Here is a 23,037-nt window from a genome sequence, read left to right as displayed (position 1 = left end):
TCAGTTCATCCAAACCGTCGAGAAACAAGGCCATGAGCAATCTTTCCTCCCAGCGCGTCCTTTCCGTCCATCACTGGAACGACAACCTGTTCAGCTTCCGCACCACACGCGATGCGAGCCTGCGCTTCATCAACGGACAGTTTGTGATGCTCGGTCTCGAACAGGAAGGACGTCCGCTAACCCGCGCCTACAGCATTGCCAGCGCCAATCACGACGATTTTCTGGAATTTTTCAGCATCAAGGTCACCAACGGCCCCCTGACATCGAAGCTGCAGCATCTATCCGTGGGCGACGCCGTCGTCGTCAGCCGCAAGCCCACGGGAACGCTGGTCTTGCGTGACCTTAAACCCGGCAAGAACCTCTATCTGCTGGCCACGGGTACCGGTCTCGCGCCGTTCATCAGCCTGATTCAGGATCCGGAAAGTTACGAGCGCTTCGACAAAGTTATTCTGGTTCACGGGGTGCGCACAGTGAATGAACTGGCCTACCGCGACTTCATTACCGAAGAACTCCCGAAGCACGAATACTTCGCCGATCTGGTACAGGACAAATTGATCTATTACCCGACCGTCACGCGCGAGCCCTTTCAGAATCAGGGTCGGATCACACATTTGATCGAAAACGGGAAGCTGTTTTCCGATATCGGCCTGCCCACGCTGAACCCCGCCAAGGACCGCGTCATGATCTGTGGCAGTCCAGCGATGATCAAGGATTGCTGCACACTGCTTAACGAGCGCGGATTCAAGATGTCGCCCCACATTGGCGCCACGGGTGACTATGTCATCGAGCGTGCTTTCGTCGAAAAATAGGGCATCCACCCGGCACAACGCGTCAAGCATGAACTGAAGGAGTCGGCCCGGCGTACAATGGCGGCATTACTGCGTCCGGAGTACGCCATGAGCAGCAGCAATATCTCTCTCGTTTTGACCGCCATCGGCGATGATCGTCCGGGCCTGGTCGAGCAACTTGCCACCGCCATCAGCCGACATCAGGGAAACTGGCTGGAATCATCGATGTCGCACCTGTCGGGGAAATTCGCCGGTATCGTGCGCGTCAGCGTCCCCGGTACGCAACTCGAAGCGCTCAAGTCGGCGCTTGCAGAATTGACCGGCCTGCGTGTCACCTCCGAAGCGTGCGAACCCAGCGAGCCGTCAGGGCCATCGGCTTCCCCGGGAACCGCTGCACATACCCGACGACTGAAGTTTTCGCTGGTCGGCCATGATCGCATTGGCATTGTGCGCGAGGTTTCGCAAGTTTTCGCCCGGCACGCGGTTAACGTCGAAGACCTCTGTACGCATACGGCCAGCGCGCCGATGTCGGCAGAAATACTTTTCCATGCCATTGCCGAATTGACGGCCCTGTCAACGCTGGATGTCGGCGCCCTGACCGATGATCTGGAAAGCATCTCGAACGACCTGATGGTCGATATCACCCTGGACGAAACTATCCCCACTTGATGAAATTGAGATACCGGTCAGCGTATCGTCAGTTTCGATAATCCTCACAAAGAACCCAGCCATGGCTCAGTACGTATTTACGATGAACCGCGTGGGCAAGATCGTCCCGCCCAAACGCCAGATTATCAAGGACATCTCCCTTTCCTTCTTTCCCGGCGCCAAGATCGGCCTCCTGGGACTCAACGGCTCCGGCAAGTCAACCGTGCTGCGCATCATGGCCGGCCTCGACAAGGACATCATTGGCGAAGCAACGCCGATGCCCGGCCTGAACATCGGCTACCTGCCGCAGGAGCCGCAGCTCGATCCCGAGTTAAGCGTTCGCCAGGAAGTCGAGTCGGGCATGGGCGAAGTGATGCAGGCGCAGGAAAAACTCGAAGCCGTCTATGCCGCTTACGCCGAGGAGGATGCCGATTTCGACAAGCTAGCGGAGGAACAAGCGCGGCTTGAAGCGATCATCGCCGCAGCCGGCAACGACCTGGCCAGCCAGCTCGAACTCGCCGCCGACGCGTTGCGCCTGCCACCCTGGGACGCACCCATCAAGAACCTCTCCGGTGGCGAGAAGCGCCGCGTTGCCCTGTGTAAGCTGCTGCTCTCCCGGCCCGACATGCTGCTTCTCGACGAGCCGACCAACCACCTCGACGCCGAATCGGTCGAATGGCTGGAGCAGTTCCTCGTACGCTTTCCCGGCACCGTCGTCGCCGTCACGCATGACCGCTACTTTCTCGACAACGCTGCCGAATGGATTCTTGAACTCGACCGGGGTCAAGGCATCCCCTGGAAAGGCAACTATTCAAGCTGGCTGGAGCAAAAGGAAGCGCGCCTCGAAACCGAAGGCAAGCAGGAATCCGGACGCATCAAGACGATGAAGCAGGAACTCGAGTGGGTCCGGCAGAACCCGAAAGCGCGGCAAGCCAAAAGCAAGGCCCGACTGGCCCGTTTTGAAGAACTCTCCAGCGTCGATTACCAGAAACGCAACGAAACCCAGGAAATCTTCATTCCGGTCGGCGAACGCCTGGGCAGCAAGGTCATCGAGTTCAGGAACGTCAGCAAGGCATTTGGCGATCGACTGTTGATGGACAAGCTTTCGTTCAACGTGCCGCCCGGCGCCATCGTCGGCATCATCGGCCCGAACGGCGCCGGCAAATCAACGCTCTTCCGCATGCTCACCGGTCAGGAAAAACCGGATTCGGGTGAAGTCGAAATCGGCTCGACAGTCAAACTCGCCTATGTGGATCAAAGCCGCGACTGCCTTGACGGCAACAAGACAGTATTTGAGGAAATTTCAGGCGGCTCCGATATTCTCACCGTCGGCAAGTACGAAACGCCGTCACGCGCCTACATCGGCCGCTTCAACTTCAAAGGCTCCGACCAGCAGAAGTTTGTCGGCCAGCTTTCCGGTGGCGAGCGTGGAAGGCTGCACATGGCCAAAACGCTGATCGCCGGCGGCAACGTCCTGCTGCTCGACGAGCCGTCCAACGATCTGGACGTCGAAACCTTGCGCGCGCTGGAAGATGCCCTGCTCGAATTCGGCGGCAGCGTCATGGTCATCTCTCACGACCGCTGGTTCCTCGATCGAATCTGCACGCACATTCTTGCCTGTGAAGGTGAATCGCAGTGGAGCTTCTTTGCCGGCAATTATCATGAGTACGAACAAGACAAGATCAAGCGACTTGGCGAAGAAGGTGCGAAACCGAAGCGGATTCGCTACAAACCAGTAACACGGTAGCAAACTATTCGTTCGTCCAATGAGAAAGGCCCGCTGTATGGCGGGCCTGAGCTTGATTTCCCGAAAAGCTGGCGAATCGCCGAAATCGAGAAGCTTTCTGCTGCGCCGCGCGGCTTGCGCGGCAAACCGGGAATCAGTGTTCTAAGCGGAGACTGGCAGCGAAGGCCGCTTCGGTGCTTTCCGGAAACTGGAACTGGTTAAAAGCGCGACGGATCTTGGCTTCGTTCTCTCCGGCGCTGCGATCCTGAAAGCGGATGCCCAGCGTGCGACCGTTGGATGCCAGGGTGGCGAAGGCAAAGCGCCAGCGCTGAGCTTCGGCAAGACGCTCACGCAACTCGCGTTCGTTGCTGATTGCAACACCTGCCAGTTTCAGAGAATCCAGAAATTCGTCAAAGGATTCATTACTCAGACTGCCCATTTTCAGCTCCGTTGGTTTCGGTGGATGCCCACCATGAGCCGAATAACGCAGCTTCTCGAAAGAGGTTGACACAAAATTCCAGGAAGCCTGGTGGCAATCACTGCCGTGGTATCGATTCAGCGCCATTCCCTATGATTCAGGAACTGTCAGTTACGCCTAAGAGCGACCAACACAATCCACAAGCTGATGCGACAAATGCAATCCAGCAGATGCTTATCGGGCGCGGTAAAGCAATGTCGGATGAACGCTCTGAAGCACCTTCTGCATCCCCTTGCGACTATTCAGGTTGAGGATCACTGGCGAGCGTGTATTGGCCCCGATCTTTCCGCCCTCGGCCTCGTCACGGTAGACGATAACCGCAACCGCGATATCCTTGGCGTCCTGCAAGTCGATCAGCGCACAGTCGGCATCCGAGAGTTCGATCTGGTACTCGATATCGAGCGACTCGGGAGCCACAATCGGAAACGCGACCGCCACATCATCGACGGACTGCAGCCAGAAAACGGTGGTTTTGCCTTCCTCGTGAAAAACCTTAAAGCGCCTGCAATCCTCGAAACCGGCGATGCCCTCCGGAAAGCTGAACAAGGTCTCCGGATCAATCGTGACATTCTTCAAACCGAGGCGTTCGATATCAATCTTCATTTAAGCTCCCTTATAAATCCCGAAAATCCGTGCAGCTTCAATTCATACATATTGATTCGAACAAAGCAAGCCTTCCCCGACAGCACGGCACTCAGACAACAATAGCCGAAACAGGAGCGACGCAGGGAAGCTGAATAATGAAGCGCGAACCTCGACCGGGTTCGCTTTCAACCCGAATTCTCCCGCCGAGCAGATCGTTGACGATGTTATACACAATATGCAGCCCGAGACCCGTTCCGCCCTGCCCCATCCTGGTCGTAAAGAAGGGGTCAAAAACCCGCTTGATATGCTCCGGTGGAATTCCCTCGCCTTTGTCGGCAACAGTCAGTACCACCCAGTCGTTCTCAAGCAATCGCGCCTCGATGCTGATTTCGCCATGTTCCGGAGTCGCACATCCTGCATAAGCGTGGATCACGGCGTTATTGATCAGATTGCTCAGAACCTGACCGAGCGGCCCCGGAAAGCTTTCCATGCGAATGTCTTCAGGCACATCGAAAACAACCCGGCAACCGCTGATCTTCACCGTCGGGGAAACCGTGACCACAATTTCATGAACCGTATCGTGGAGGGAAAACTGGCGTCGCTGCACCGTTGTCTGATCGACCGCCACTTGCTTGAAACTCGAAATCAGTTCGGCAGAACGACGAAGATTCACTTGCAGCAGATCCATTGCTTTCCGGTTTCCTTCGACCAGCGCATTCAGGGAAGACCGCTTCAGTCCGTGTTCGATCTCTGCTTCGAATTCACGCTGTTTCGCCGCACAGGCCGTCGCAACGACCAAGCAGTTGCCAATCGGCGTATTGAGTTCGTGCGCGACACCGGCAACCAAAGCACCTAGGGCGGCGAGACGCTCGGCACGCTGAAGTTCATCCTGGGCTACCGATAACTGCGCGAGGGTAGATTGCAGCTCGGCATTGGCGCTTACCAGCTGGGCCGTACGCTCTTCGACACGCTGTTCGAGACTCTGGTTGAGATCCCTGAGCTGGTTCTGACTGCTGGCCAGCGCTTCTTCCCGTTCTCGTACGGCAGATGACATGCGTAACAAACTATCTATCAATCGGCCGAACTCGACCACACGGGAACGCGGCCAGACGCCTGGATAGCGGCCAACAGCCACCGACTCTGCGGTACCGACCAGCCGCTCGAAAACTCCGGCAAGGCGACGGGCAAATCCTATCCCCAAGCCGATTGCCAGTAGCGTCGCGAGCAAGCCAACAACCGACAAAACGACCAGCGTCGTGATCATCGGCTCACGGGCTATCGACAGCGGCTGCATCACCAGTACCAACCAGTCAATCCCGGCAATCGGCGCACGCGTTGCGATCACCTCGACACCCTCAAAGCGCGTCACGGCCGTTCCGAGCGAGTGTTCTCCGGCTTTGAGCAAAGGCAAATAGCTGATGTTCAATTGCTGGCGTGCCACCTCGACGTCCGGATGGGCAAGAACCTGCCCCTGGCCATCAACGATGATCATCGAGGTGCCTTCCTGGTTTGCCACGCGACGAACAAACGCTGACAGATTGGCCAGACCAACCTCGCCGATCACTGTGTGTTCTCCCGCAGAAAGGGCCAGAGCAACCGCCAGGCGACCGCTGACTGCGGACAGAAAAATATTCGACCAGATTGACGGGCCAACTTTGGCGCCGTGTCTCGTTCGGTCAACAAGCGGATTGCCTGACAGATCGAGATCCACAAAATCATTTCGGTTCTTGACCGTGTCAGGCAGACCGAGATGCTCGATTCGGCCCTTCCGGTCGACGACGTAGATAACTTCGAAGAAATCACTGCTTTCGACCAGCGCGTCGAGCAACGGGGTAAGCGGCATCTGCTGCCCGGCCTCGCTGGCAACGATCCTTTCCGCCAACACCTCCAGCGTGCGTTGCGGCGCCGCCAGATATTTCTCGGCCTGAACCGCCAGTGCAGTAGCCAGTGATTCGTTACTCCGGGTCACCAAATCCTGCAGACGCGGCTTCAACCAGAAAAGCATGACGAGCATCATGCTCAAACTAAAAACCGAGGCCAGAACAAAGAATCTTGCGGCAAGGATACGTTTTAGTGTAACAGCGCTGGCCATACCTATTTGACCGGAACGAACTGCCCGCGACTTACCTCGTTCAGATACGTTTTGCGGGAGGCATCGCCAAACTCGTCAAAAACGATTTCACCCTGAACACCCTGAAAACGCTTCATTTCGGCGAGTGACTTTTTCAGATCCTTTACCGAGGGATCCTTTTCAAGCGCTGCAAAAACAGCCATTGCCGCATCGTAGGCAGTGGTCCCCGCAAAACCCGGCTCCTGTCCGAAACGGTCGAAAAACGCCTTGTGAAACGCCTTGTATCGCGGTGACTCGTCAAAGCGATCAAAATACTGTTCAACCAGCATGCCCTCTACCGCCTGACCACCCAGCTCGGTCAGTCGCTCGGTTGCCGTCCAGCCCGAACCAGCCAGGCGAACCGACTTGTCCAATTTGCGCAGGTTCTGCGCAATCAGCGCACCATCGACCGAGCTGCACGCCAGAGCAACAATCTCGGGTTTGGCTTCTGACAGGACGCCGGCAATTCGCAGATAGCTCTTGTCAGCGCGTGAATCGAAGGGGACCCTGGCGACAACCTTCCCACCCAGCGACTCAAAGGTCTTGGCATACTCGCTGACCCAGCTCTCGGTGTAATCAAGATTAGCCACATCGAGCACCAGTGCCGCCGTGCGCAACCCAAGCTTCTCGTAGTGATAGCGTGCCGCGTAGCTGGCGTAGGTAGCCGTGGTGCCGACCACCCGGTAAAAATAATCATCGCGACCGGATAATGATGCCGTGGTGACCGTCGCCCCCATCAGCAGCACGCGCGCGTCATTCATTCTTGGCACGACAGCGGCGGCGATGCTGCTGGTCATCGGCCCGATGATGGCTTTAACCTGATGTGCCAGCAAATCATCAATGCCCTTTTTCGCCACTTCGGGATCCTGCTGGTCGTCCCGAATCAGCAGTTCGATCTTGCGCCCGCCGATACCCCCCTGCTGGTTCCGCAACTCCACGGCAAGCATTGCACCATTGCGCCCCGGTGTTCCAAGATCGGCAAAGCGTCCGGACAGCCCGCCGATAAATCCGATGCGCAGGGGTTCCTTCTCGCCACACGCAGAGAGCAGCACAAGCAAAACAACCAGACTCAGGCTCATCCTCGGCATATCATCCTCCGATCAAACGTGTTGCGGTCCTGAAACAAAGCGCGCCGGACGGATTGGCAGTGATTCGTTCCGCCCCATGAAAATCTAGACTTTGCCATCAGAATCAGTATATTGAACATCATGCGAAAATGCAGAGATTATTCATGAAGAATACGAGTTCCGCGCGTAAGCGTGAAACGACTGATGCAACCGATTTAGTCGAATTCCTCGATGAGGGAAACGATTCAGGCGAGGAAGACGACCCGCGCTCGCCACCTAGCTGGCATGTGCTGATTGTCGACGATGATCAGGCCGTGCATGACGCCACCTGCTATGCCCTCAACAACACGCGAATAGAGGGGCGTCCGCTTCACTTTCTCCATGCGTTCTCCGCTGGCGAAGCACTCAGTCTATTAAACAATAGGAGCGATGTTGCGGTACTGCTGCTTGACGTCGTCATGGAGCAGGAACACTCCGGACTGGAACTGGTGCGCACCCTGCGCAACGATTTGAACATGCACGCCATGCGCATTATTCTGCGCACCGGCCAGCCTGGCTATGCACCGGAAGCCGAAGTTATCCGCGACTACGACATCAATGACTACAAACTCAAGTCGGAGCTGACCCATGCCGCTCTCGTTACGACACTGACTTCGGCGATTCGCTCCTATGTGCAGATCTGCAACATCCTGGCAAGCCAGCGCGGGTTGTCGTTGATTGTCGATTCCGCGACTGATCTCCTCGCACACCTTTCGCTCGCCGAGTTCGCCCAGAAGATACTGCCGCGTCTTGCCGAGCTAATCGGTCAAGCACCCGAAGGCATGCTGTTCTGCTGTACCGATCAATCGACAGCCAAGGCAGGCGCAGCGAACACCAAGGTCGTCCACGCGACCGGCGCATATGCCCCGTGGATCGACAAGCCGCTTGAGCAGATTGAAAACCAGCCGGTGCTCAGCGCAGTCAAGCAGTGCCTGAACGACAAAGGCAACGTTTACGGCAAGCATGCGGTCACGCTCTTTCTGGGCGGAGCCGAAAGCCGGGATGCCGCCATCCATTTCATTCTGCAGAAACCGCTGTCGCTGACCGAGAAACAACTGCTGGACGTATTCTGCGTCAATGTTGCCATCGGCCTGAAAAACATTGGCCTCTTCGGCGATTTGCACTCCCTGGCCTACTCGGATCCGCTTACCGGTCTGCTGAACCGTATCGGCTTTATTGAAGCGATAGACAAACACGCTTCGAACCAAGAAACCGGGTGGACGATTGCACTGATCGATATCGACCACTTTACCGAAGTCAATGACGCACTCGGGCACCAACGGGGCGACACACTACTGATCGGAATCGCTCGCCGACTGCGGGAGTACTGGGGCGCAGGCTGCACCCTGGCGAGAGTCGGCTCGGATGTCTTCGGGTTGCTGGCGCCCGAGGCAAGACTCGACCCGGCCCGGCTGCACGAAGCCTTTTACGAACCCATCGTCGTTGATGGTTATCTGCTGCCCATCGAAAGCACCATTGGCCTGACCCGGATGACGGATAAATGCGGCAACGGTCTCGAACTATTCAAGACCACCAGCATTGCCCTGAAGCACGCCAAGCGTGTCATGCGAGGGCGCTGGCTGTATCACACGCCCGACATGACGGCCAGCGCTCTGGAGCGACTGGATCTTACCTACAAGCTGCGCAATGCCATCAACCTCAAGCAGGGACTGCATGTGCATTATCAGCCGCAAGTCGAACTTGCCACTGGCCGGCTGATCGGTGTCGAAGCCCTGCTGCGCTGGACCACCAGCGACGGTACGCACGTGGCACCGGATCGCTTCATCAAGCTGGCCGAACACGCCGGTCTGATGGTCAATCTTGGCGAATGGGTATTCCGCACTGCCGTCACCCAGATTGCAAATTGGGATGCGGCCGGACTTCCGCCCATCCGGCTGGCGGTCAACCTTTCGCTGATGCAGTTCCGTGACCCGTTCTTTGTCGGGCGCCTCAGAAAAATCGTCAATGAATTGAAGGTTCCCGCCCATCGCTTGGAACTCGAAATTACCGAATCGATTGCCATGCTGGATACGGATTCCGTTATCACCAGCCTGAACGAGTTCAAGGCAATGGGGATGGATGTATCCATCGATGATTTCGGAACCGGATTTTCGTCGCTCTCCTACCTGCACCGACTGCCTTTGGACCGTCTCAAGATCGATCGAAGCTTCGTGCAGTCGATGTCATCGATGGGCGATAGCGGAAGCACAATAGCCCACATGGTGATCAATCTCGCTCATTCACTGGGGCTGTCGGTCGTTGCTGAAGGCGTCGAGTCGGAGGATCATGCCCTGCTGCTGAAAACCATGGGGTGTGAATTCGGACAGGGGTATCTTTACTCGCCAGCGATGCCGCCCGAAGCCCTCCCCGGCTGGCTGGACGGCCGAAATGCCGGTAAGCGTGAACATCCCGGCTAGCTCCGGTTCGTTGTCGTTTGCGGATTTCCGCTTGGGGTGTTGCCGGACCGCGGCCTGCTCGCCGATCCAACATTGACCTTTGGCGTGTGGCGGAGCGCTTGAGTTTTCCGCCACGATTGCGCATAGTTCGCCTTTTTTCAAGCCAGCGCCTTCGCCAAACTCAGGCGATGAAACAGGAAAACGGGACATGCTCAAGGTTTACGGCATCAAGAACTGCGATACGATGAAAAAGGCTTTCGCCTGGCTGGAAGCCAATGCCGTCGCTTATGAATTCATCGACTACAAGCAGCCCGACGTCGCGCAAAACCACCTGCCGGACTGGAACCGGCGCGCCGGCTGGCAGCGTTTGCTCAACACGAACGGCATGATGTGGAAGCGGCTGAGCGACGAAGAGCGTGTCGATGTTGATGAAGCCAAGGCGCTGGCGCTGATGGCCGACTACCCGACGCTGATCAAGCGCCCGGTGGCGGATACCGGTAGCGACCTGCTCGTCGGCTTCGAGCCTGAGCGTTACGAAAAAGCATTGAAGCGGGAACTTGGATGACAGGAGACTGCGTTCAGCGCTTCATGCTTGATGACCTCGATATCCGCGGCGCCGTCGTACGCCTTGGCGCCGTCTGGCGGCAGCTTCTTACCGATCGCGATTATCCTGCGCCGGTGGTTGATCTGCTCGGGCGGATGAGCGCCACCTCCCTGCTCTTGGCAGACAACCTCAAGCAGCCGGGGCGACTCACCATCCAGTTGCGCGGCAATGGCCCCGTATCGCTGCTGGTGATCGACTGCAATGAAACGCTCAACACTCGCTGCATGGCGCAGCACGACGAAGAAATCGATACGACTGCGGATATCGACCTTCTGGGTGACGGTCAGCTTTTGCTCTCGCTCGACACGCCAGCCAGGCGCAAACCCTATCAAAGCATTGTGCCGCTCGCCGGCAAAAACATCGCCGAAATCTTCGAACACTATCTCATGCAGTCCGAACAGCTCGCTTCGCGTTTTTTCCTTGCCGCAACGCCGACCGGCGTAGCCGGCCTGTTCCTGCAGAAGATGCCAACCACGGACGAACGCGATAGCGACGGCTGGACGCGTATCGAAGCGCTTGCGGCCACGGCCAAACCCAAAGAACTACTCGAGCTGCCGATCGGTGAACTTCTCACACGGCTGTTCCATGAAGAAACCATACGTCTGTTCGCCGCGCGGGCGGTTACCAACAACTCTCCCGAAGACTGGGAAAAGGTGGGCAACATGCTTCGCTCGCTCGGCCGCGAGGAGGTCTATGGCGCGCTCAGTGAACGCGGCGAGATTCTCGTTCGCGACGATCTTGGCAACCGCGAATACCGCTTCGACAAACGCGCCATCGACGCGCTCTTCAGCAATACGCCGGAAACACCACCGACGGTTCATTGAACGCAGTGCCCCGGCACTGAATTGTCGAGTATCATCGCGCCATGTCAGATTCACGGCTTATTTCAAGCGCCTCCTCGATCACGGTGGGCCGGCTCCGCAAACGCTGTATCTTGGCGCTCGCGCTGATCGCATTGCTGACCGTCGTTTCGCAGGTGGGGGTTCAGTACCTGATTGCCAGTCAGGACTACGACTCGCGGGTGGTGAATATCGCAGGCCGGCAACGCATGCTGAGTCAGCGGATCACCAAGATGACCTACTACATCGCCCAGGCGGAATCTGCCCAGTCAGCCGCAATCTTCCGTCTGCAGCTGGCCGAAATGCTGAGCCTTTGGCAGCGCTCACATCAAGGACTGCTGCGCGGCGATGTTGACCTCGGTTTGCCTGGAAAGAACAGTGACGAAGTCATCGCTCTATTCAAACAGATCGAACCCGATTATCAGGCCATGGTCACTGCGGCAAGACACCTGGTCGAAGCGTCCGAACGCGGCGAATCGATCAGTCAGGACGTCCAGCAGATCAGGGAACACGAGCAGAATTTCTTGCAAGGCATGGACGCTATTGTCTTCCATTACGATGAAGAGGCAAAGGCCAAGATTAGCGCCGCACGCTGGTATTTTCTGATCTTGATGACCATCACGCTGATCGTGCTGGCACTCGAGGCGGTCCTCATCTTTGCCCCGGTGACGCGACGCATTCGCCATGACATGAGGACGCTTGAGAAGAAGGAAGAAGACATGCACAGTCTCTTCTCCGGCAACCCGACCGCAATGCTGTTGGTCAACAGGAAGGATTTAGCGATCATTAAGGCCAACGAGAAAGCTTGCGACCTGCTCGGAGCGGCTGCAGAGGAAATTTCGAGGAACGACCTGCGCAGCTATCTCGATGCCACCAGTGATACCAACGGCGTATTTCTTGACGCCATCGGCAAGCACGAGCCACTAAGCAGCTACGAGGTCGTCCTGCTCGATGCGCAGCGCACTGAAGTCAGCGCCCTGGCCTCCATTCGCGAGATCGATTTCGCCGGGCACGAGGTCTACCTCCTCGGCCTGACCAATATCAGTGAACTCAAGAAGGCACAACAGACCCTCGAGTACTATGCGACGTACGACGAAATGACCGGACTGCTGAACCGGCGTACCGGTCTTCTGGTGCTCGAAAACGCCCTGGCGCGCGCCAAACGCGACCGCAGAGAACTTGTCGTCTGCTTTTTGGACCTTGATGGCCTGAAAGCAACCAATGATCGTTTTGGCCACGCCGAGGGGGACTGGATGCTGCGCACAACGGCCAAGGCACTCACCGATTCAATCCGCTCTGGCGATGTCGCCGTGCGATTGGGCGGAGACGAGTTCCTCATGATCTTCCACGACTGTCCGGTGGCAGAAGCTACGCGCCTGCTCGCACGCATCGAGGAAAAGCTAGGCGCTGTCGAGACCAGGGAACTCAAGCCGTTTCCGATCAGCGTCAGCTATGGCCTGGCAGCCTACGACCCCGTACTTCACTCAACGCCCGATGATCTGATTGCCGAGGCCGATGCGCTGATGTACATCGCCAAACAGAAGCGAAAGCAACCGGCTGCAGGCGCTTGAATCCGCCCACCCCGGTTTGCTGCCTCTTCGTTCTGCCCCCCTACTACCTATCCGATCACGTTGCCCCGAGTCGCCATAGCGAAGTAACTTCAGCAGCGCGCGCCGCGTGCAGCGGATCGGCCGAATCGGTCGCACGCGGATGGGCCGGACGAACATCATGCCGGCCCAGCACACGTAGTCGCCCTTGCTCGAAGAGGGCCAGTAACTCGCTATGCGAGCGCAATTGCAAATGCTCTGCCAGATCGGAAAGGATCAGCCAGCCCTCGCCACCCGGTTCCAGGTGTGCGGCCAGCCCGTCGAGAAATCCCCTTAACATACGGCTGCCCGGATCATATATGGCGTATTCGAGCGGAGAGCTCGGCCGCGCTGGCACCCAGGGTGGATTGCAGACGATCAGCGGTGCACGTCCGGGCGGGAAGATATCGGCCAGTTGCACCTCAACTTGCTTTCCAAAACCAAGCCGCGTGAGATTCTCACTTGCGCAGTCCAGCGCACGTTGATCCTGATCGGTGGCGATGATGCGGGCCACGCCTCGGCTGGCCAAAACGGCGGCAAGCACCCCGGTTCCGGTTCCGATATCGAAGGCCAGACTGTTGCTTGGTGGCGAATGGATCAACAATTCGGGCAAGGGCGCGTCGGCGACTAGTGCCACGTACTCGCCACGCACCGGTGAAAACACACCGTAATGCGGGTGAATGCGTCCACCAAGCGCTGGTATCTCGACTCCATTCTTGCGCCATTGGTGGGCCCCGATCAGGCCAAGAAGTTCGCGCAGCGACACAACATAGGGCGCGTCGGCCGCGCCATAGGCTTCTTCGCAAGCTTGCTGAACGTCGGGTGCGCGGCGCTGGAGAATATGGTGATCTTTCTCGACAGGAATCAGCAGCATGCCCAGTGTTCGGGCACGCTGCGCCTGAGCCATACGCTGCTGATGGAAGGCTTCACTGGGCGAATGCGACAAAGCGCCTGGATTGCGTCGCCTGCGCGGTTTGCGATCGAAGCGCCGCGCCATGGCTTGCAGCAACTGCCGGGCATTCTGAAAATCGCCGCGCCAAAGCAGCGCTGTGCCCTCGCAAGCCAGGCCAAAGGCCGCATCGGCAGTCGCCGTATCGTCGGCCACATGCACGCGTTGGGGTGGAGAAACACCTGCTTCGGAGCGCCAGACCGCTGAACGACCTTCGCCTCCTTCGATCCACTGGATAACCGGCAGCAAGCTTCTAGTGTTCACGTGGTCCCATCGATGAATCTGCCGGCGCGTGATTCAGCCGCATCGGCATCCAGCAAGTCACTCATTCAGAGTCGCCAGATGATCGTCAAGCCGCCAAGAGAAAATCCCGCACGATACTGATCTGTGCCTCATCCAGAAACATCGGTGCATGACCGACGCCCGGCACTTCGACAACGGCCGGATGCGGCCCGCGCAATGCCATGGCTTGCAAGGTCTCGGCCTTGAGCAAATCGGACTCGGCACCACGCACAACCAGCGTCGGGCAACCGACACGGTCAAAAACAGGCCACAGATCGATGTCTCCACCGCTCATTTCACGGCGAAAGGATTCGCCGATACCGGGGTCATAACGCATTTCCAGGCGCCCGTCTGCGTTTTGGCGCAGGCTGGATTCGGTAAGTTGCCGCCATTGATCGTCGTTGAGCGCGCCAAAAGGGGCACTGACAATGCGGATGTAATTTTCGGCGGCATCATACGTATCAAAACTTGGCGCCCGGCCCACGTAGTCGCCGATGCGCTTGATCGACTCGGATGGAATCACCGGCCCGATATCGTTCAGAACCAACCGCGTAATCGGTGTATTTTCAAGGCTGGCCAAAGCCATGCCGATCAGCCCACCCATCGACGTGCCGACCCAATGCACCGTTTCCACGTCAAGACGCGCAATCAGCACCAACATGTCATGCAAATACTGCGGAATGGTGTAACCCGTCGGATCACGCAACCAGTCGCTGCGTCCCCGTCCGACGATGTCCGGGCAGATCACACGATAATTGCCGGCCAACACGCGTGCCAGTTGGTCAAAATCGCGTGCATTGCGCGTTAGACCATGTACGCAAACGAGTACTTTCGGATTGTCATGGTCGCCCCATTCGTTGTAGGCCATGTGGTGTAAACCGGTCGGCGAGGCGCAGCAGACGCCGCGCTGGCGGAACGCAACGCCAGAAATCTCAGTCGTTTTGGCAACGTCAGCATGGTTGTTCATATGCCCAGTCTAGCATCACTGCAATTGCCAATACCGTTGTCGCTCCTTCCGCCATGCCGAAACCTCTGTTGATTCGCCGAGAACGATTCGAACCGCCCCGTCGCGGTCGGTTCGCCATTGACGGTTGGTCGAGTAGCGTTCGAGCACTTCCGGGCGCGGGTGTTTGAAAGGATTGCGGTAGCCCGCGGAAAAAATCACGTCGCGGGCACCAACGGCCGCGATGAATTCCGGCGTCGATGCGTTGCTGCTGCCATGATGTGGTGCCAGCAGCACGTCGCTTGGCAACAGGGATGGCGAGCGGGCGATCAGGGTCCTCTCATCGTCAGCCTCGATATCGGCAGTGAGCAGGACGCTGCCTTCAGCGCTCGCAATGCGCAGCACACAGCTCATGTTGTTGGTCTTTCTTGAATTGATCTGGTAATCGGTCGACACCGGATGCAGGATGAAGAAGTGCACTCCGTCCCATTCCCAACTCTGCCCGGCGATACACGGCTCTCCCCCCAGCATGGACATTGAGGTCAGAAGGCGGGCGATCGGCACGGCCTCGCGCACCGCTGCGACGCCCCCCGCGTGATCCTTGTCGCGATGCGAGACAATCAGCGTGTCAAGCTGACCAACTCCGCTCGCGCGCAAATATGGCAGTACGATGCGTTGCCCGGCGTTCGAATTGGCACTGTAAAGCGGACCGGTATCGTAGAGCAGCGTGTGCCCGGTCGTCCGCACAACTACGGCCAGCCCCTGCCCGACATCGAGCACATCGACCCAGGCTTCGCCAATACCCGGACGTGGGGGCGGCCAGAACAGCGCCGGCATGAGCAGGCACAGCCCAAGCCAGCGTGCCGGGAAGCCGCGCGGCAACAGCAACCAGACGATACCCGCAACGGCGACGAGAGTAACCCACAGCGGCAGTGCTGCCTGCTGCCACATCGGCCAGTCCGCCAGCCATTCAAGCCAGACCATCAAGTGCGACAACAGCCAATGGTCGAGATGCAGAAGGGGCATCCACGGCAGCACGGCGAAGCTCAGCGCCAAGGGCGTGATGATGAAGCTTACGAACGGGATTGCCAGCGCATTGGCCAGCGGTGAGACCAGTGAAAACTGGTGAAAGAAGAGCAGCAGCAAGGGCATGCTACCAAGCGTCACCGCCCATTGCGCCACACCCCAACGTGCCAGTGTTGCGTTCCACCCCGGAACCTCGCCGATACGCGCAGTACCGACGAGCAAGAGCAAGGCCACCGCGCCAAAGGACAACCAGAAGCCGGTGGCCAAGACCGCCCACGGATCGAGGAGCAATACGACCAGCAGAGCCAGGAGCAACGTGCGGCTGACACCAAGATTGCGCCCCGACCACAGAGCCAGGGCGACGACGCTCAACATGTACAGCGTGCGCTGGGCCGGCACTTCGAACCCGGCCAGCAGCGAGTAGGCAAAAGCCGCCAGCCAACCCGCCACAACGACTGCCTTCTGTGACGGCAAATACAGCGTCAAGCGCTCGCTGCGTCGCCACAACCAATTGACCAGCGCCGCAAACAGTGCGGCGACCATCGTCACATGCAGACCGGAGATACTCATCAGGTGAGTGACTCCGGTTCGGTTGAAGACCGTCCATTGCTCGTTGGGGATCGATCGTTGATCCCCGACCGTCAGCGCAATCAATATGCCGAGATAAGGCGCATCAGGCATTGCGGCCAGAAATCGGCTGCGGATGATATCGCGCAGGCGCTCCACCGCGTAACCCGGACTCGGAACGAAAGCGTCCAGCCGCCGGGCCTCACCACGCAAGCGTATGGTTCCGGTCGCCCGGATGTTTCGCTCAAGCAGCCAAGCTTCGTAATCGAAACCGTGTGGATTGGCAGTGCCATGGGGCCGCTTGAGTCGCACTGTAAAGCGCCAGCGCTCGCCGGGATGTATCGCTCGCGCCTCACGTGCTTCACCTGCCTCACTCGCCGCACTCACCTCAATTCCCTCGCGCGAACCGTCAAGCTCGTCCCAGGCGTGATACCAGGACAGCATGATCCGGCCAGGAACGACTCCTCCCTTTGTGTGAACCGACTCGACATCAAATTCGAAACGCTCACCGCGCTCAAAACGCTGCGGCAAGGCAGCGATAACTCCCGTAACCTGTATGTCCTTCACCTCCCACGCTATGGGAAGCTGATCGGCCAGTCGCTGCTGCGCCCGCCACCCGGCCCAGACGAAACCCAGCAGGACGCAGCAGAAAAGCGCCAACAGGCGGAACGCCCAATGCTCTCGCCGGACAACCAGGAAAAGGCCAAGCAGCGCCAGCGCTGCAAGAGCGCCGATGACGTCCGCTCCCGGCAAATTACCCTGCAACTGGAGCAGACCGATACCACAGGCAAAGGCAATGATGATCGAGCGCATGGGCTGATTAGACCTGAAAACGGGTCTGCAAGCCCATTATTGGGCGCTCGTTCTTTTCCGTTGAGTCCTTGTCAATCCAGTCGGGAATCAATTGATTCTTGAGTCGACAGTACAGACAGTGCGGGTTGCGCTGCCAGCAGTGCTACCGCGCCGCCCAGATAGCTCTGAGAGGCTATGACCTCGATTCCGGCAAGACTTCGGTACTGATTGTGATACTCCCCAAGGTGGGCCACAACATGTCCGCTGGCTTGCGCTTCGTGGATCGCAATGGCAATGGGTCGAACATCGTAAGCGGGATAGAGAGGCCGAGCCAATGCCAGCTGCCCAAGAGCAGACACGCCAGCGCCCAGCAGAGCAAGCGCAGGAATTGGATTGGCAGTATGGCGGCCGAACAGATAGAGCAACACAACCGCAGTGATCATCAGCAGGCCAGGCCACATCTCGGTGAACATTTTCTGGTCACCCACCTTTGGCCCAAGCCCGCCTTTCGCCATGACCAGAAATGCCACTCCGATCGACAGCGCAGCGAGGGTCGGCATCCATAAACCCTTGATGCGTTCCTCAGCGACCAAAGACCTTGCGGCAAGCAATGCAAACGCCGGAAAAATCGGGATCAGGTAGTGCGGTTGCTTACCGCTGATCAACGAAAACGCAACAAAAACAGGGAGCATCCAGGCGAGGCAGAATCGACCACCGCGATCAATATCCTGCCCGATGAATCTCCTCAGGGTGCGCCACAAGCCCGGCCAGATAAACCATGGGAAAAAGATCACGGGCAACAGTGGCACGTACCACCACATGGGGCGGCGATGCGCAAACGACTCGACCATGCGGTTGGCGGTCTGCCCCCAGAAAATCGCCTTGCGGTATTCCTCGCCGCCACTCATACCCGCAGGTATCGCCCATAACAGAGCGATTCCTGCACCGAGCAGTACCGCGAGAAAAATGCCGCCATACCAATGCGCGCGGCGCAGGCCCGGCTTCCACCAGGGCGCCAATACCGCGACCGGCAATACATGCAGCAGTATCACCGGCCCCTTGGCCAACACACCCAAACCGATGGCTACTCCCAGCCAGACCATCCCGCGTCTGCGCTCCCCATCTGCGGCAACCAGTGTGCCGTACATACCCAATAGCGTGAAGAACGCCAGGATGACGTCGAACATGGCCGATGTGGAAAAGATCGTCCACAGCAGACTGCTGACCAGAATCAGCGCTGCCGGCCCACCAATATCAGGCCGGTCGGGCCAAAGGCGCTTGGACAGGCCGATCATCAATAGCAGGTTGCCGGCCGACACCAATGGGTGAACCAGGCGCGGCCACCATTCGTTCACACCAAAGACCGCCCAGCCGGCCTGATACAACCACATCATCAACGGCGGCTTGTGACTGTAAGGCGCACCGTTCTTGAATGGCACAAGCAAATCTCCGCGCAGCCACATCTCCCAAGCCACGCTGATATAACGCGTCTCATCAATCGGCGTAAGTGGCCGCGAAACGATGGCCACCACAGTCAGCAGTACGAGAATGGACAAAGCCAGCAGCAGCATTCCGCGCTCTGACTTGGTCGCAACATCTTTCTGGATACTCATGGCAGCTCTAATTCGTCTGGGCACGCCGATTTGGCCATCTCACTGACTTCCTTTGAAATCGACTCCCGATAACGAGGAGTTTAAGGTTTGATCGCTTAACCAGCGCTTAAAGAAACGACCCGTCGCGCAGCGTCAGAATCCGGTCCGTCCTCCCGGCCAGCCCAGGGTCGTGCGTAACGATGATGAAGCTCGTGTGCCGCGAGCGATTGAGCGCCAGCATCAACTCGAATACGCTTTCTGCGGTCTGCCTGTCGAGGTTGCCGGTCGGCTCGTCGGCGAGTACGCAGGCCGGCTCAGTGACCAAAGCGCGCGCAATCGCCGCTCGCTGCCGCTCGCCGCCGGAAAGTTCCGACGGCGTGTGATCGAGCCGGTGCGACAAACCGACTTCGTCAAGCACTGCTTTCGCGCGTTCCTCGGCGTCTGGTTTTGGCAGGCGCCGGATATATAAGGGCATGGCGACATTTTCCAGCGCCGTGAATTCGGGCAGCAGATGGTGGAACTGATAGACGAATCCAAGATGGCGGTTGCGCATGTTTCCACGCTCGGCGTCGCTGATCTCTGAAAGGTCGCGCCCCATCAACTGGATTTTCCCTTCGCTAGCGGAATCAAGTCCGCCAAGCAGATGCAGCAGCGTACTCTTGCCCGAGCCGGAGGCGCCGACTACGGCGACCCGCTCTCCCGCCACGATCTCGAGATCGACACCCATAAGGACCGGCACCTCGCTGCCTTCACCCGTGCCCTGGCGGTAAATCTTCCTCAGCCCCTGGCAGGCGAGAACGACCTTCCCGGAATCCCTCGTGGCCTCATTCATAGCGCAAAGCCTCCGCCGGGTTGACGCGTGAAGCGCGCCAGCTGGGATAAATCGTCGCCACCAGCGACAACACGAAGGACACCCCGGTGATTGTGGTCACATCCTTCCATTGCAACTCGGACGGCAGGTTGGAAATATAGTAGACCTCTTTGGACATGAACTGCGTACCAAGCAGGCGTTCGATGAAAGGCACGACCACATCGACATTGAGCGCCAGCGTCACACCGCCGGCCACGCCCAGGCCAAGTCCGATAAAACCGATCAGCGCACCCTGAACCATGAAGACGGCCATGATACTGCCCGGGTTTGCGCCCAGTGTTCGCAGGATGGCGATATCCGCCTGCTTGTCGGTGACTGCCATGACCAGCGTCGAAACTATATTGAACGCCGCCACGGCCACGATCAACGAAAGAATGATGAACATCATGTTTTTCTCGATCTGTACGGCGCGAAAGAAGTTGGCATGACTGCGCGTCCAGTCGCTGATGTAGGCGGCGGTGTCCAGACTGTTGGCCAGTTGCCGCGTAATGAGCGGTGCCTTGAACAGATCGTCCAGTTTCAGACGTACGCCGGAAACACGGTCTTCCATACGGTAGAGCCGTTGCGCGTCCTCTATGCGGATCAACGCAAGCCCGCTGTCATACTCGAACATCCCGACCTCGAAAAGGCCGGCGACGGTAAACGTTTTCAGCCTGGGAATCACGCCGGCCGGTGTTACAACACCCTGCGGGGCGATGACCGTAACCTTGTCCCCGACGAAAACGCCGAGCGCCCGCGCCAGTTCGCTACCCAGCACGATGTTGAAGGAGTCTGGCACCAGTGCGTCGAGACTGCCTTCCTTCATGTGCGTCTTGAAGTCGACAACCTTGTCTTCGAGATCGGGCAGAATTCCGCGAACCATCGCACCTCGTACCGATTGCCCAAAGGAAAGCATGCCTTGAGCCTGTACAAATGGAGCTGCCGCGAGCACTCCTGGCTGTCTGCCCGACTGTTCGGCAACGCGTTGCCATTCGGTCATTTCGCCGTTTGCCCCGCTGATCTGCACATGTGAAACCACGGCCAGAATCCGCCCGCGCAGCTCGGTCTGAAAGCCGTTCATGACGGACAGGACAACAATCAACGCCGCGACACCCAAGGCGATGCCCAACATCGAGATCATCGAAATGAAGGATATGAAGTGATTGCGTCGCTTGGCGCGCGTATAACGCAGACCGATCAGCAGTTCGTAAGGTAGCGGCATCGGAGGCAATGATTCATGAATGGGCCGTTGGAATGCAGCACCAAAATTTGGAAGTCGTTATGGTACACGTACCGCCAGAGTCGTTCGTGGCAATTTACACTGTACGGGCTCGCACACTTAAGCGTGCCCGTATGTTTCCGGGCGACCGCAAATGGAATCTGAAAACGCTCGCAGGTGCCAGCAGTTAGGGCCTTCGGCATTATTTGTAATAAATGGCCAGAAGGCGCTCTTTTCATCAAATTCGACGGACAACAAATATGTCGCGTATCACAAGCAAGTTTAGCTTGCATCGCTAACTCCATGATGTTATTTTAATATTTCCGTTCGCATGCTCAGGGTGGCGCTGTGGCTAAAAAAATTCATCAGACGCTAAAAAATATCGGTTTGCGAAGCTCGGCATATGCCCTTGCTTCGTGTCTCATACTCTCCGGAATACCTTTGGCCGCTCAGGCTGCGGGTCTTGGGAAAATCGTCGTCCTTTCGTCACTTGGGCAACCATTGCGTGCGGAGATCGACGTCTTGGCGACGCGCGATGAGTTCTCCGGAATGAAGGCGCAGTTGGCGCCGCCGGATGCCTTCAAACAGGCAGGACTGGATTACGCGACAACCCTGCTGAGCATCCGGTTCAAGCTGGACAAGCGAGCTGATGGCCAGCCAGTCCTCAGACTGACGTCCGACAGGCCGATCAACGATCCGTTTGTCGACATGCTGCTTGAACTCAACTGGCCTGCCGGCCGGCTGGTTCGGGAATACACCTTCCTGCTTGACCCGCCTGAGGTAGCTGCAAAGGGTTTCCCGCCGCTTGCTCCGGCGATGGCCAAACCGGCAACCGCAAGTAAACAGACTGTAGCCACAACACGCACGAAATCGGCAATTGACGATGAGTTGCGTAGTAAGGCGGTCGCCAGAATCCGTAATCCGGGGTCAGCCCAGAAATCTGCAGCTCAGCCTTCTTCTTCAGGGCCAGACACTCTAGAGGTCAAACGCGGTGATACCTTGCACAAGATCGCCGGGGAAAGCAAACCGGATGGCGTTTCGCTCGATCAGATGCTGGTGGGCCTCTTTCGTGCCAATCAGGATGCTTTCGACGGCGGCAACATGAACCGGCTGAGGGCCGGAAAAATTCTTGTCGTACCCGAAAAATCCACTGTCGAGGCCGTTTCTTCGGGAGAAGCCAGCAAGATAGTCCGCGCTCAGGCCTCGGACTGGAATGCTTACCGAAACAAACTGGCCGGTGTTGCAGCGCAGGCGCCCGTCAGTGATGAGGCTGCCAGGCAGGAGGCAACCGGCAAGATAAGCGCCAAAGTTGAGGACAAGGCTGCGCCATCAGTCGAACCCAAGGATCAGCTAAAGGTTTCCAGAACCGAGACAACTGCTGCCAAACCGGACGTTGGCGCCAAACGCAGCGAAGAAGACCTTATCGCCAAGGAAAAAGCGCTCAAGGAAGCGAACGAGCGTTTGATCGCTCTAGAGAAAAATGTTTCTGATTTGCAAAAACTGGTTGAACTGAAGAATCAGAATCTGGCCGAGTTGCAGGCGCAGGCGTCATCAAAGGCCATGCCGCTCGAATCGATAAAGCCCACGGAAGAAACCAAGCCGCCGGCGACGACACCTGACCCGGTTCCCGTTGCACCGCCGGCAAAGATAGAGCCCGTTGCGACCGCGATTGAAAAACCAGCGGAAAAACCGGCTGAAACGACGCCACCTGAACCGGCGCCCAAGCCCGAGGAACCCAAACCTGAGCCGAAGCCTGCGGTGAAGCCAAAACCGGCGATTGCTCCACCTCCTCCGCTTGAGGAGCCCGGTTTCATCGATGGACTGCTCGACAATCCGCTGGCACTGGCCGGTGGCGGAGGGGTTCTTGCACTTCTGGCTGCCTACTTCGTTTCTCGACGTCGTCGTGCCGGCAAGGAGGAAGTGCCTCTGGATTCGTCCAGCACCCTGTCGC

Annotated in this window: 18 protein-coding genes; 8 read left to right on the top strand and 10 right to left on the bottom strand. The window is 58.0% G+C overall.

Annotation, left to right across the window (positions count from 1 at the left end):
• The first annotated feature begins 32 nt into the window (after positions 1-32).
• The 3 genes from PROAA_RS04090 (at position 33) to ettA (ending at position 3,183) form a co-directional block, all read left to right on the top strand.
• Positions 33-809 (top strand): ferredoxin--NADP reductase, encoded by a 777-nt coding sequence (locus PROAA_RS04090; protein ID WP_186410115.1) that lies wholly within the window; start codon positions 33-35, stop codon positions 807-809.
• An 87-nt stretch (positions 810-896) separates the two neighbouring features.
• Positions 897-1,457, top strand: coding sequence for a glycine cleavage system transcriptional repressor (locus PROAA_RS04085; RefSeq protein ID WP_186410114.1), 561 nt, complete (start codon positions 897-899; stop codon positions 1,455-1,457).
• A 61-nt stretch (positions 1,458-1,518) separates the two neighbouring features.
• A complete protein-coding gene (gene ettA, locus PROAA_RS04080) occupies positions 1,519-3,183 on the top strand; it encodes an energy-dependent translational throttle protein EttA (protein ID WP_186410113.1) in 1,665 nt (554 codons plus the stop codon).
• 133 nt (positions 3,184-3,316) lie between these two features.
• Here the strand turns inward: ettA and PROAA_RS04075 are convergent, their stop codons facing one another.
• From PROAA_RS04075 to PROAA_RS04060, 4 genes are all read right to left on the bottom strand, one after another.
• Entirely contained in the window at positions 3,317-3,673 is a 357-nt protein-coding gene (locus PROAA_RS04075; RefSeq protein ID WP_245664149.1) for a hypothetical protein, read from the bottom strand.
• 141 nt (positions 3,674-3,814) lie between these two features.
• Complete coding sequence (fliW, locus tag PROAA_RS04070; RefSeq protein ID WP_186410111.1) at positions 3,815-4,243, bottom strand: flagellar assembly protein FliW; 429 nt, start codon at positions 4,241-4,243, stop codon at positions 3,815-3,817.
• 91 nt (positions 4,244-4,334) lie between these two features.
• A complete protein-coding gene (locus PROAA_RS04065) occupies positions 4,335-6,230 on the bottom strand; it encodes a sensor histidine kinase (RefSeq protein WP_186410110.1) in 1,896 nt (631 codons plus the stop codon).
• Positions 6,231-6,319: 89 nt separating this feature from the next.
• On the bottom strand, positions 6,320-7,423 hold the full coding sequence (locus PROAA_RS04060; protein WP_186410109.1) for an ABC transporter substrate-binding protein: 1,104 nt from the start codon (positions 7,421-7,423) through the stop codon (positions 6,320-6,322).
• Between the two features lie 143 nt (positions 7,424-7,566).
• Between PROAA_RS04060 and PROAA_RS04055 the strand changes: the two genes are divergently transcribed.
• The 4 genes from PROAA_RS04055 to PROAA_RS04040 all read left to right on the top strand — a co-directional run bounded on the left by PROAA_RS04055 (position 7,567) and on the right by PROAA_RS04040 (position 12,851).
• Positions 7,567-9,858, top strand: coding sequence for a bifunctional diguanylate cyclase/phosphodiesterase (locus PROAA_RS04055; RefSeq protein ID WP_186410108.1), 2,292 nt, complete (start codon positions 7,567-7,569; stop codon positions 9,856-9,858).
• 187 nt (positions 9,859-10,045) lie between these two features.
• The gene (locus PROAA_RS04050; protein WP_186410107.1) at positions 10,046-10,402 is read left to right on the top strand and encodes an arsenate reductase; all 357 of its coding nucleotides are present in this window, start codon (positions 10,046-10,048) and stop codon (positions 10,400-10,402) included.
• Positions 10,399-11,265: an Hsp33 family molecular chaperone HslO gene (hslO, locus tag PROAA_RS04045; RefSeq protein ID WP_186410106.1), complete on the top strand. Its 867-nt coding sequence runs from the start codon at positions 10,399-10,401 to the stop codon at positions 11,263-11,265. The genes PROAA_RS04050 and hslO overlap by 4 nt, the downstream gene beginning before the upstream one ends.
• 41 nt (positions 11,266-11,306) lie before the next feature.
• Positions 11,307-12,851 carry a diguanylate cyclase domain-containing protein gene (locus PROAA_RS04040; protein WP_222102085.1) on the top strand — a complete coding sequence of 515 codons (1,545 nt, stop codon included), beginning with the start codon at positions 11,307-11,309 and terminating at the stop codon, positions 12,849-12,851.
• Between the two features lie 55 nt (positions 12,852-12,906).
• Here PROAA_RS04040 and PROAA_RS04035 read toward each other — a convergent pair whose 3' ends face one another.
• The 6 genes from PROAA_RS04035 to PROAA_RS04010 all read right to left on the bottom strand — a co-directional run bounded on the left by PROAA_RS04035 (position 12,907) and on the right by PROAA_RS04010 (position 21,089).
• The gene (locus PROAA_RS04035) at positions 12,907-14,079 is read right to left on the bottom strand and encodes a methyltransferase (protein ID WP_245664148.1); all 1,173 of its coding nucleotides are present in this window, start codon (positions 14,077-14,079) and stop codon (positions 12,907-12,909) included.
• Positions 14,080-14,164: 85 nt separating this feature from the next.
• A complete protein-coding gene (locus tag PROAA_RS04030) occupies positions 14,165-15,064 on the bottom strand; it encodes an alpha/beta fold hydrolase (RefSeq protein ID WP_186410104.1) in 900 nt (299 codons plus the stop codon).
• Between the two features lie 15 nt (positions 15,065-15,079).
• On the bottom strand, positions 15,080-17,446 hold the full coding sequence (locus PROAA_RS04025; protein ID WP_186410103.1) for a DNA internalization-related competence protein ComEC/Rec2: 2,367 nt from the start codon (positions 17,444-17,446) through the stop codon (positions 15,080-15,082).
• Between the two features lie 71 nt (positions 17,447-17,517).
• Positions 17,518-19,038 (bottom strand): ArnT family glycosyltransferase, encoded by a 1,521-nt coding sequence (locus PROAA_RS04020; RefSeq protein WP_186410102.1) that lies wholly within the window; start codon positions 19,036-19,038, stop codon positions 17,518-17,520.
• A gap of 106 nt (positions 19,039-19,144) precedes the next feature.
• Positions 19,145-19,849 carry a lipoprotein-releasing ABC transporter ATP-binding protein LolD gene (lolD, locus tag PROAA_RS04015; protein ID WP_186410101.1) on the bottom strand — a complete coding sequence of 235 codons (705 nt, stop codon included), beginning with the start codon at positions 19,847-19,849 and terminating at the stop codon, positions 19,145-19,147.
• Positions 19,842-21,089 (bottom strand): lipoprotein-releasing ABC transporter permease subunit, encoded by a 1,248-nt coding sequence (locus PROAA_RS04010; protein WP_186410100.1) that lies wholly within the window; start codon positions 21,087-21,089, stop codon positions 19,842-19,844. The genes lolD and PROAA_RS04010 overlap by 8 nt, the downstream gene beginning before the upstream one ends.
• Positions 21,090-21,527: 438 nt before the next feature.
• Between PROAA_RS04010 and PROAA_RS04005 the strand changes: the two genes are divergently transcribed.
• Positions 21,528-23,037: type IV pilus assembly protein FimV (locus PROAA_RS04005; RefSeq protein ID WP_281182230.1), on the top strand; the 1,510-nt coding region annotated here is incomplete at its 3' end.

The organism is Candidatus Propionivibrio aalborgensis (genome assembly GCF_900089945.1).
Lineage (GTDB): Bacteria > Pseudomonadota > Gammaproteobacteria > Burkholderiales > Rhodocyclaceae > Propionivibrio > Propionivibrio aalborgensis.
This window is presented reverse-complemented; position numbering and strand designations above follow the sequence as displayed.

What these genes read in the sequence shown, in the direction of transcription:
- PROAA_RS04085 (WP_186410114.1), top strand. Translation starts at nt 897, where the DNA reads ATGAGCAGCAGCAATATCTCTCTCGTTTTGACCGCCATCGGCGATGAT.
- PROAA_RS04055 (WP_186410108.1), top strand. Translation starts at nt 7,567, where the DNA reads ATGAAGAATACGAGTTCCGCGCGTAAGCGTGAAACGACTGATGCAACC.
- PROAA_RS04050 (WP_186410107.1), top strand. Translation starts at nt 10,046, where the DNA reads ATGCTCAAGGTTTACGGCATCAAGAACTGCGATACGATGAAAAAGGCT.
- PROAA_RS04090 (WP_186410115.1), top strand. Translation starts at nt 33, where the DNA reads ATGAGCAATCTTTCCTCCCAGCGCGTCCTTTCCGTCCATCACTGGAAC.
- PROAA_RS04030 (WP_186410104.1), bottom strand. Translation starts at nt 15,064, where the DNA reads ATGAACAACCATGCTGACGTTGCCAAAACGACTGAGATTTCTGGCGTT.
- fliW (WP_186410111.1), bottom strand. Translation starts at nt 4,243, where the DNA reads ATGAAGATTGATATCGAACGCCTCGGTTTGAAGAATGTCACGATTGAT.
- PROAA_RS04065 (WP_186410110.1), bottom strand. Translation starts at nt 6,230, where the DNA reads ATGCTTTTCTGGTTGAAGCCGCGTCTGCAGGATTTGGTGACCCGGAGT.
- PROAA_RS04040 (WP_222102085.1), top strand. Translation starts at nt 11,307, where the DNA reads ATGTCAGATTCACGGCTTATTTCAAGCGCCTCCTCGATCACGGTGGGC.
- PROAA_RS04010 (WP_186410100.1), bottom strand. Translation starts at nt 21,089, where the DNA reads ATGCCGCTACCTTACGAACTGCTGATCGGTCTGCGTTATACGCGCGCC.
- PROAA_RS04020 (WP_186410102.1), bottom strand. Translation starts at nt 19,038, where the DNA reads ATGAGTATCCAGAAAGATGTTGCGACCAAGTCAGAGCGCGGAATGCTG.
- lolD (WP_186410101.1), bottom strand. Translation starts at nt 19,849, where the DNA reads ATGAATGAGGCCACGAGGGATTCCGGGAAGGTCGTTCTCGCCTGCCAG.
- PROAA_RS04060 (WP_186410109.1), bottom strand. Translation starts at nt 7,423, where the DNA reads ATGCCGAGGATGAGCCTGAGTCTGGTTGTTTTGCTTGTGCTGCTCTCT.
- PROAA_RS04025 (WP_186410103.1), bottom strand. Translation starts at nt 17,446, where the DNA reads ATGCGCTCGATCATCATTGCCTTTGCCTGTGGTATCGGTCTGCTCCAG.
- ettA (WP_186410113.1), top strand. Translation starts at nt 1,519, where the DNA reads ATGGCTCAGTACGTATTTACGATGAACCGCGTGGGCAAGATCGTCCCG.
- hslO (WP_186410106.1), top strand. Translation starts at nt 10,399, where the DNA reads ATGACAGGAGACTGCGTTCAGCGCTTCATGCTTGATGACCTCGATATC.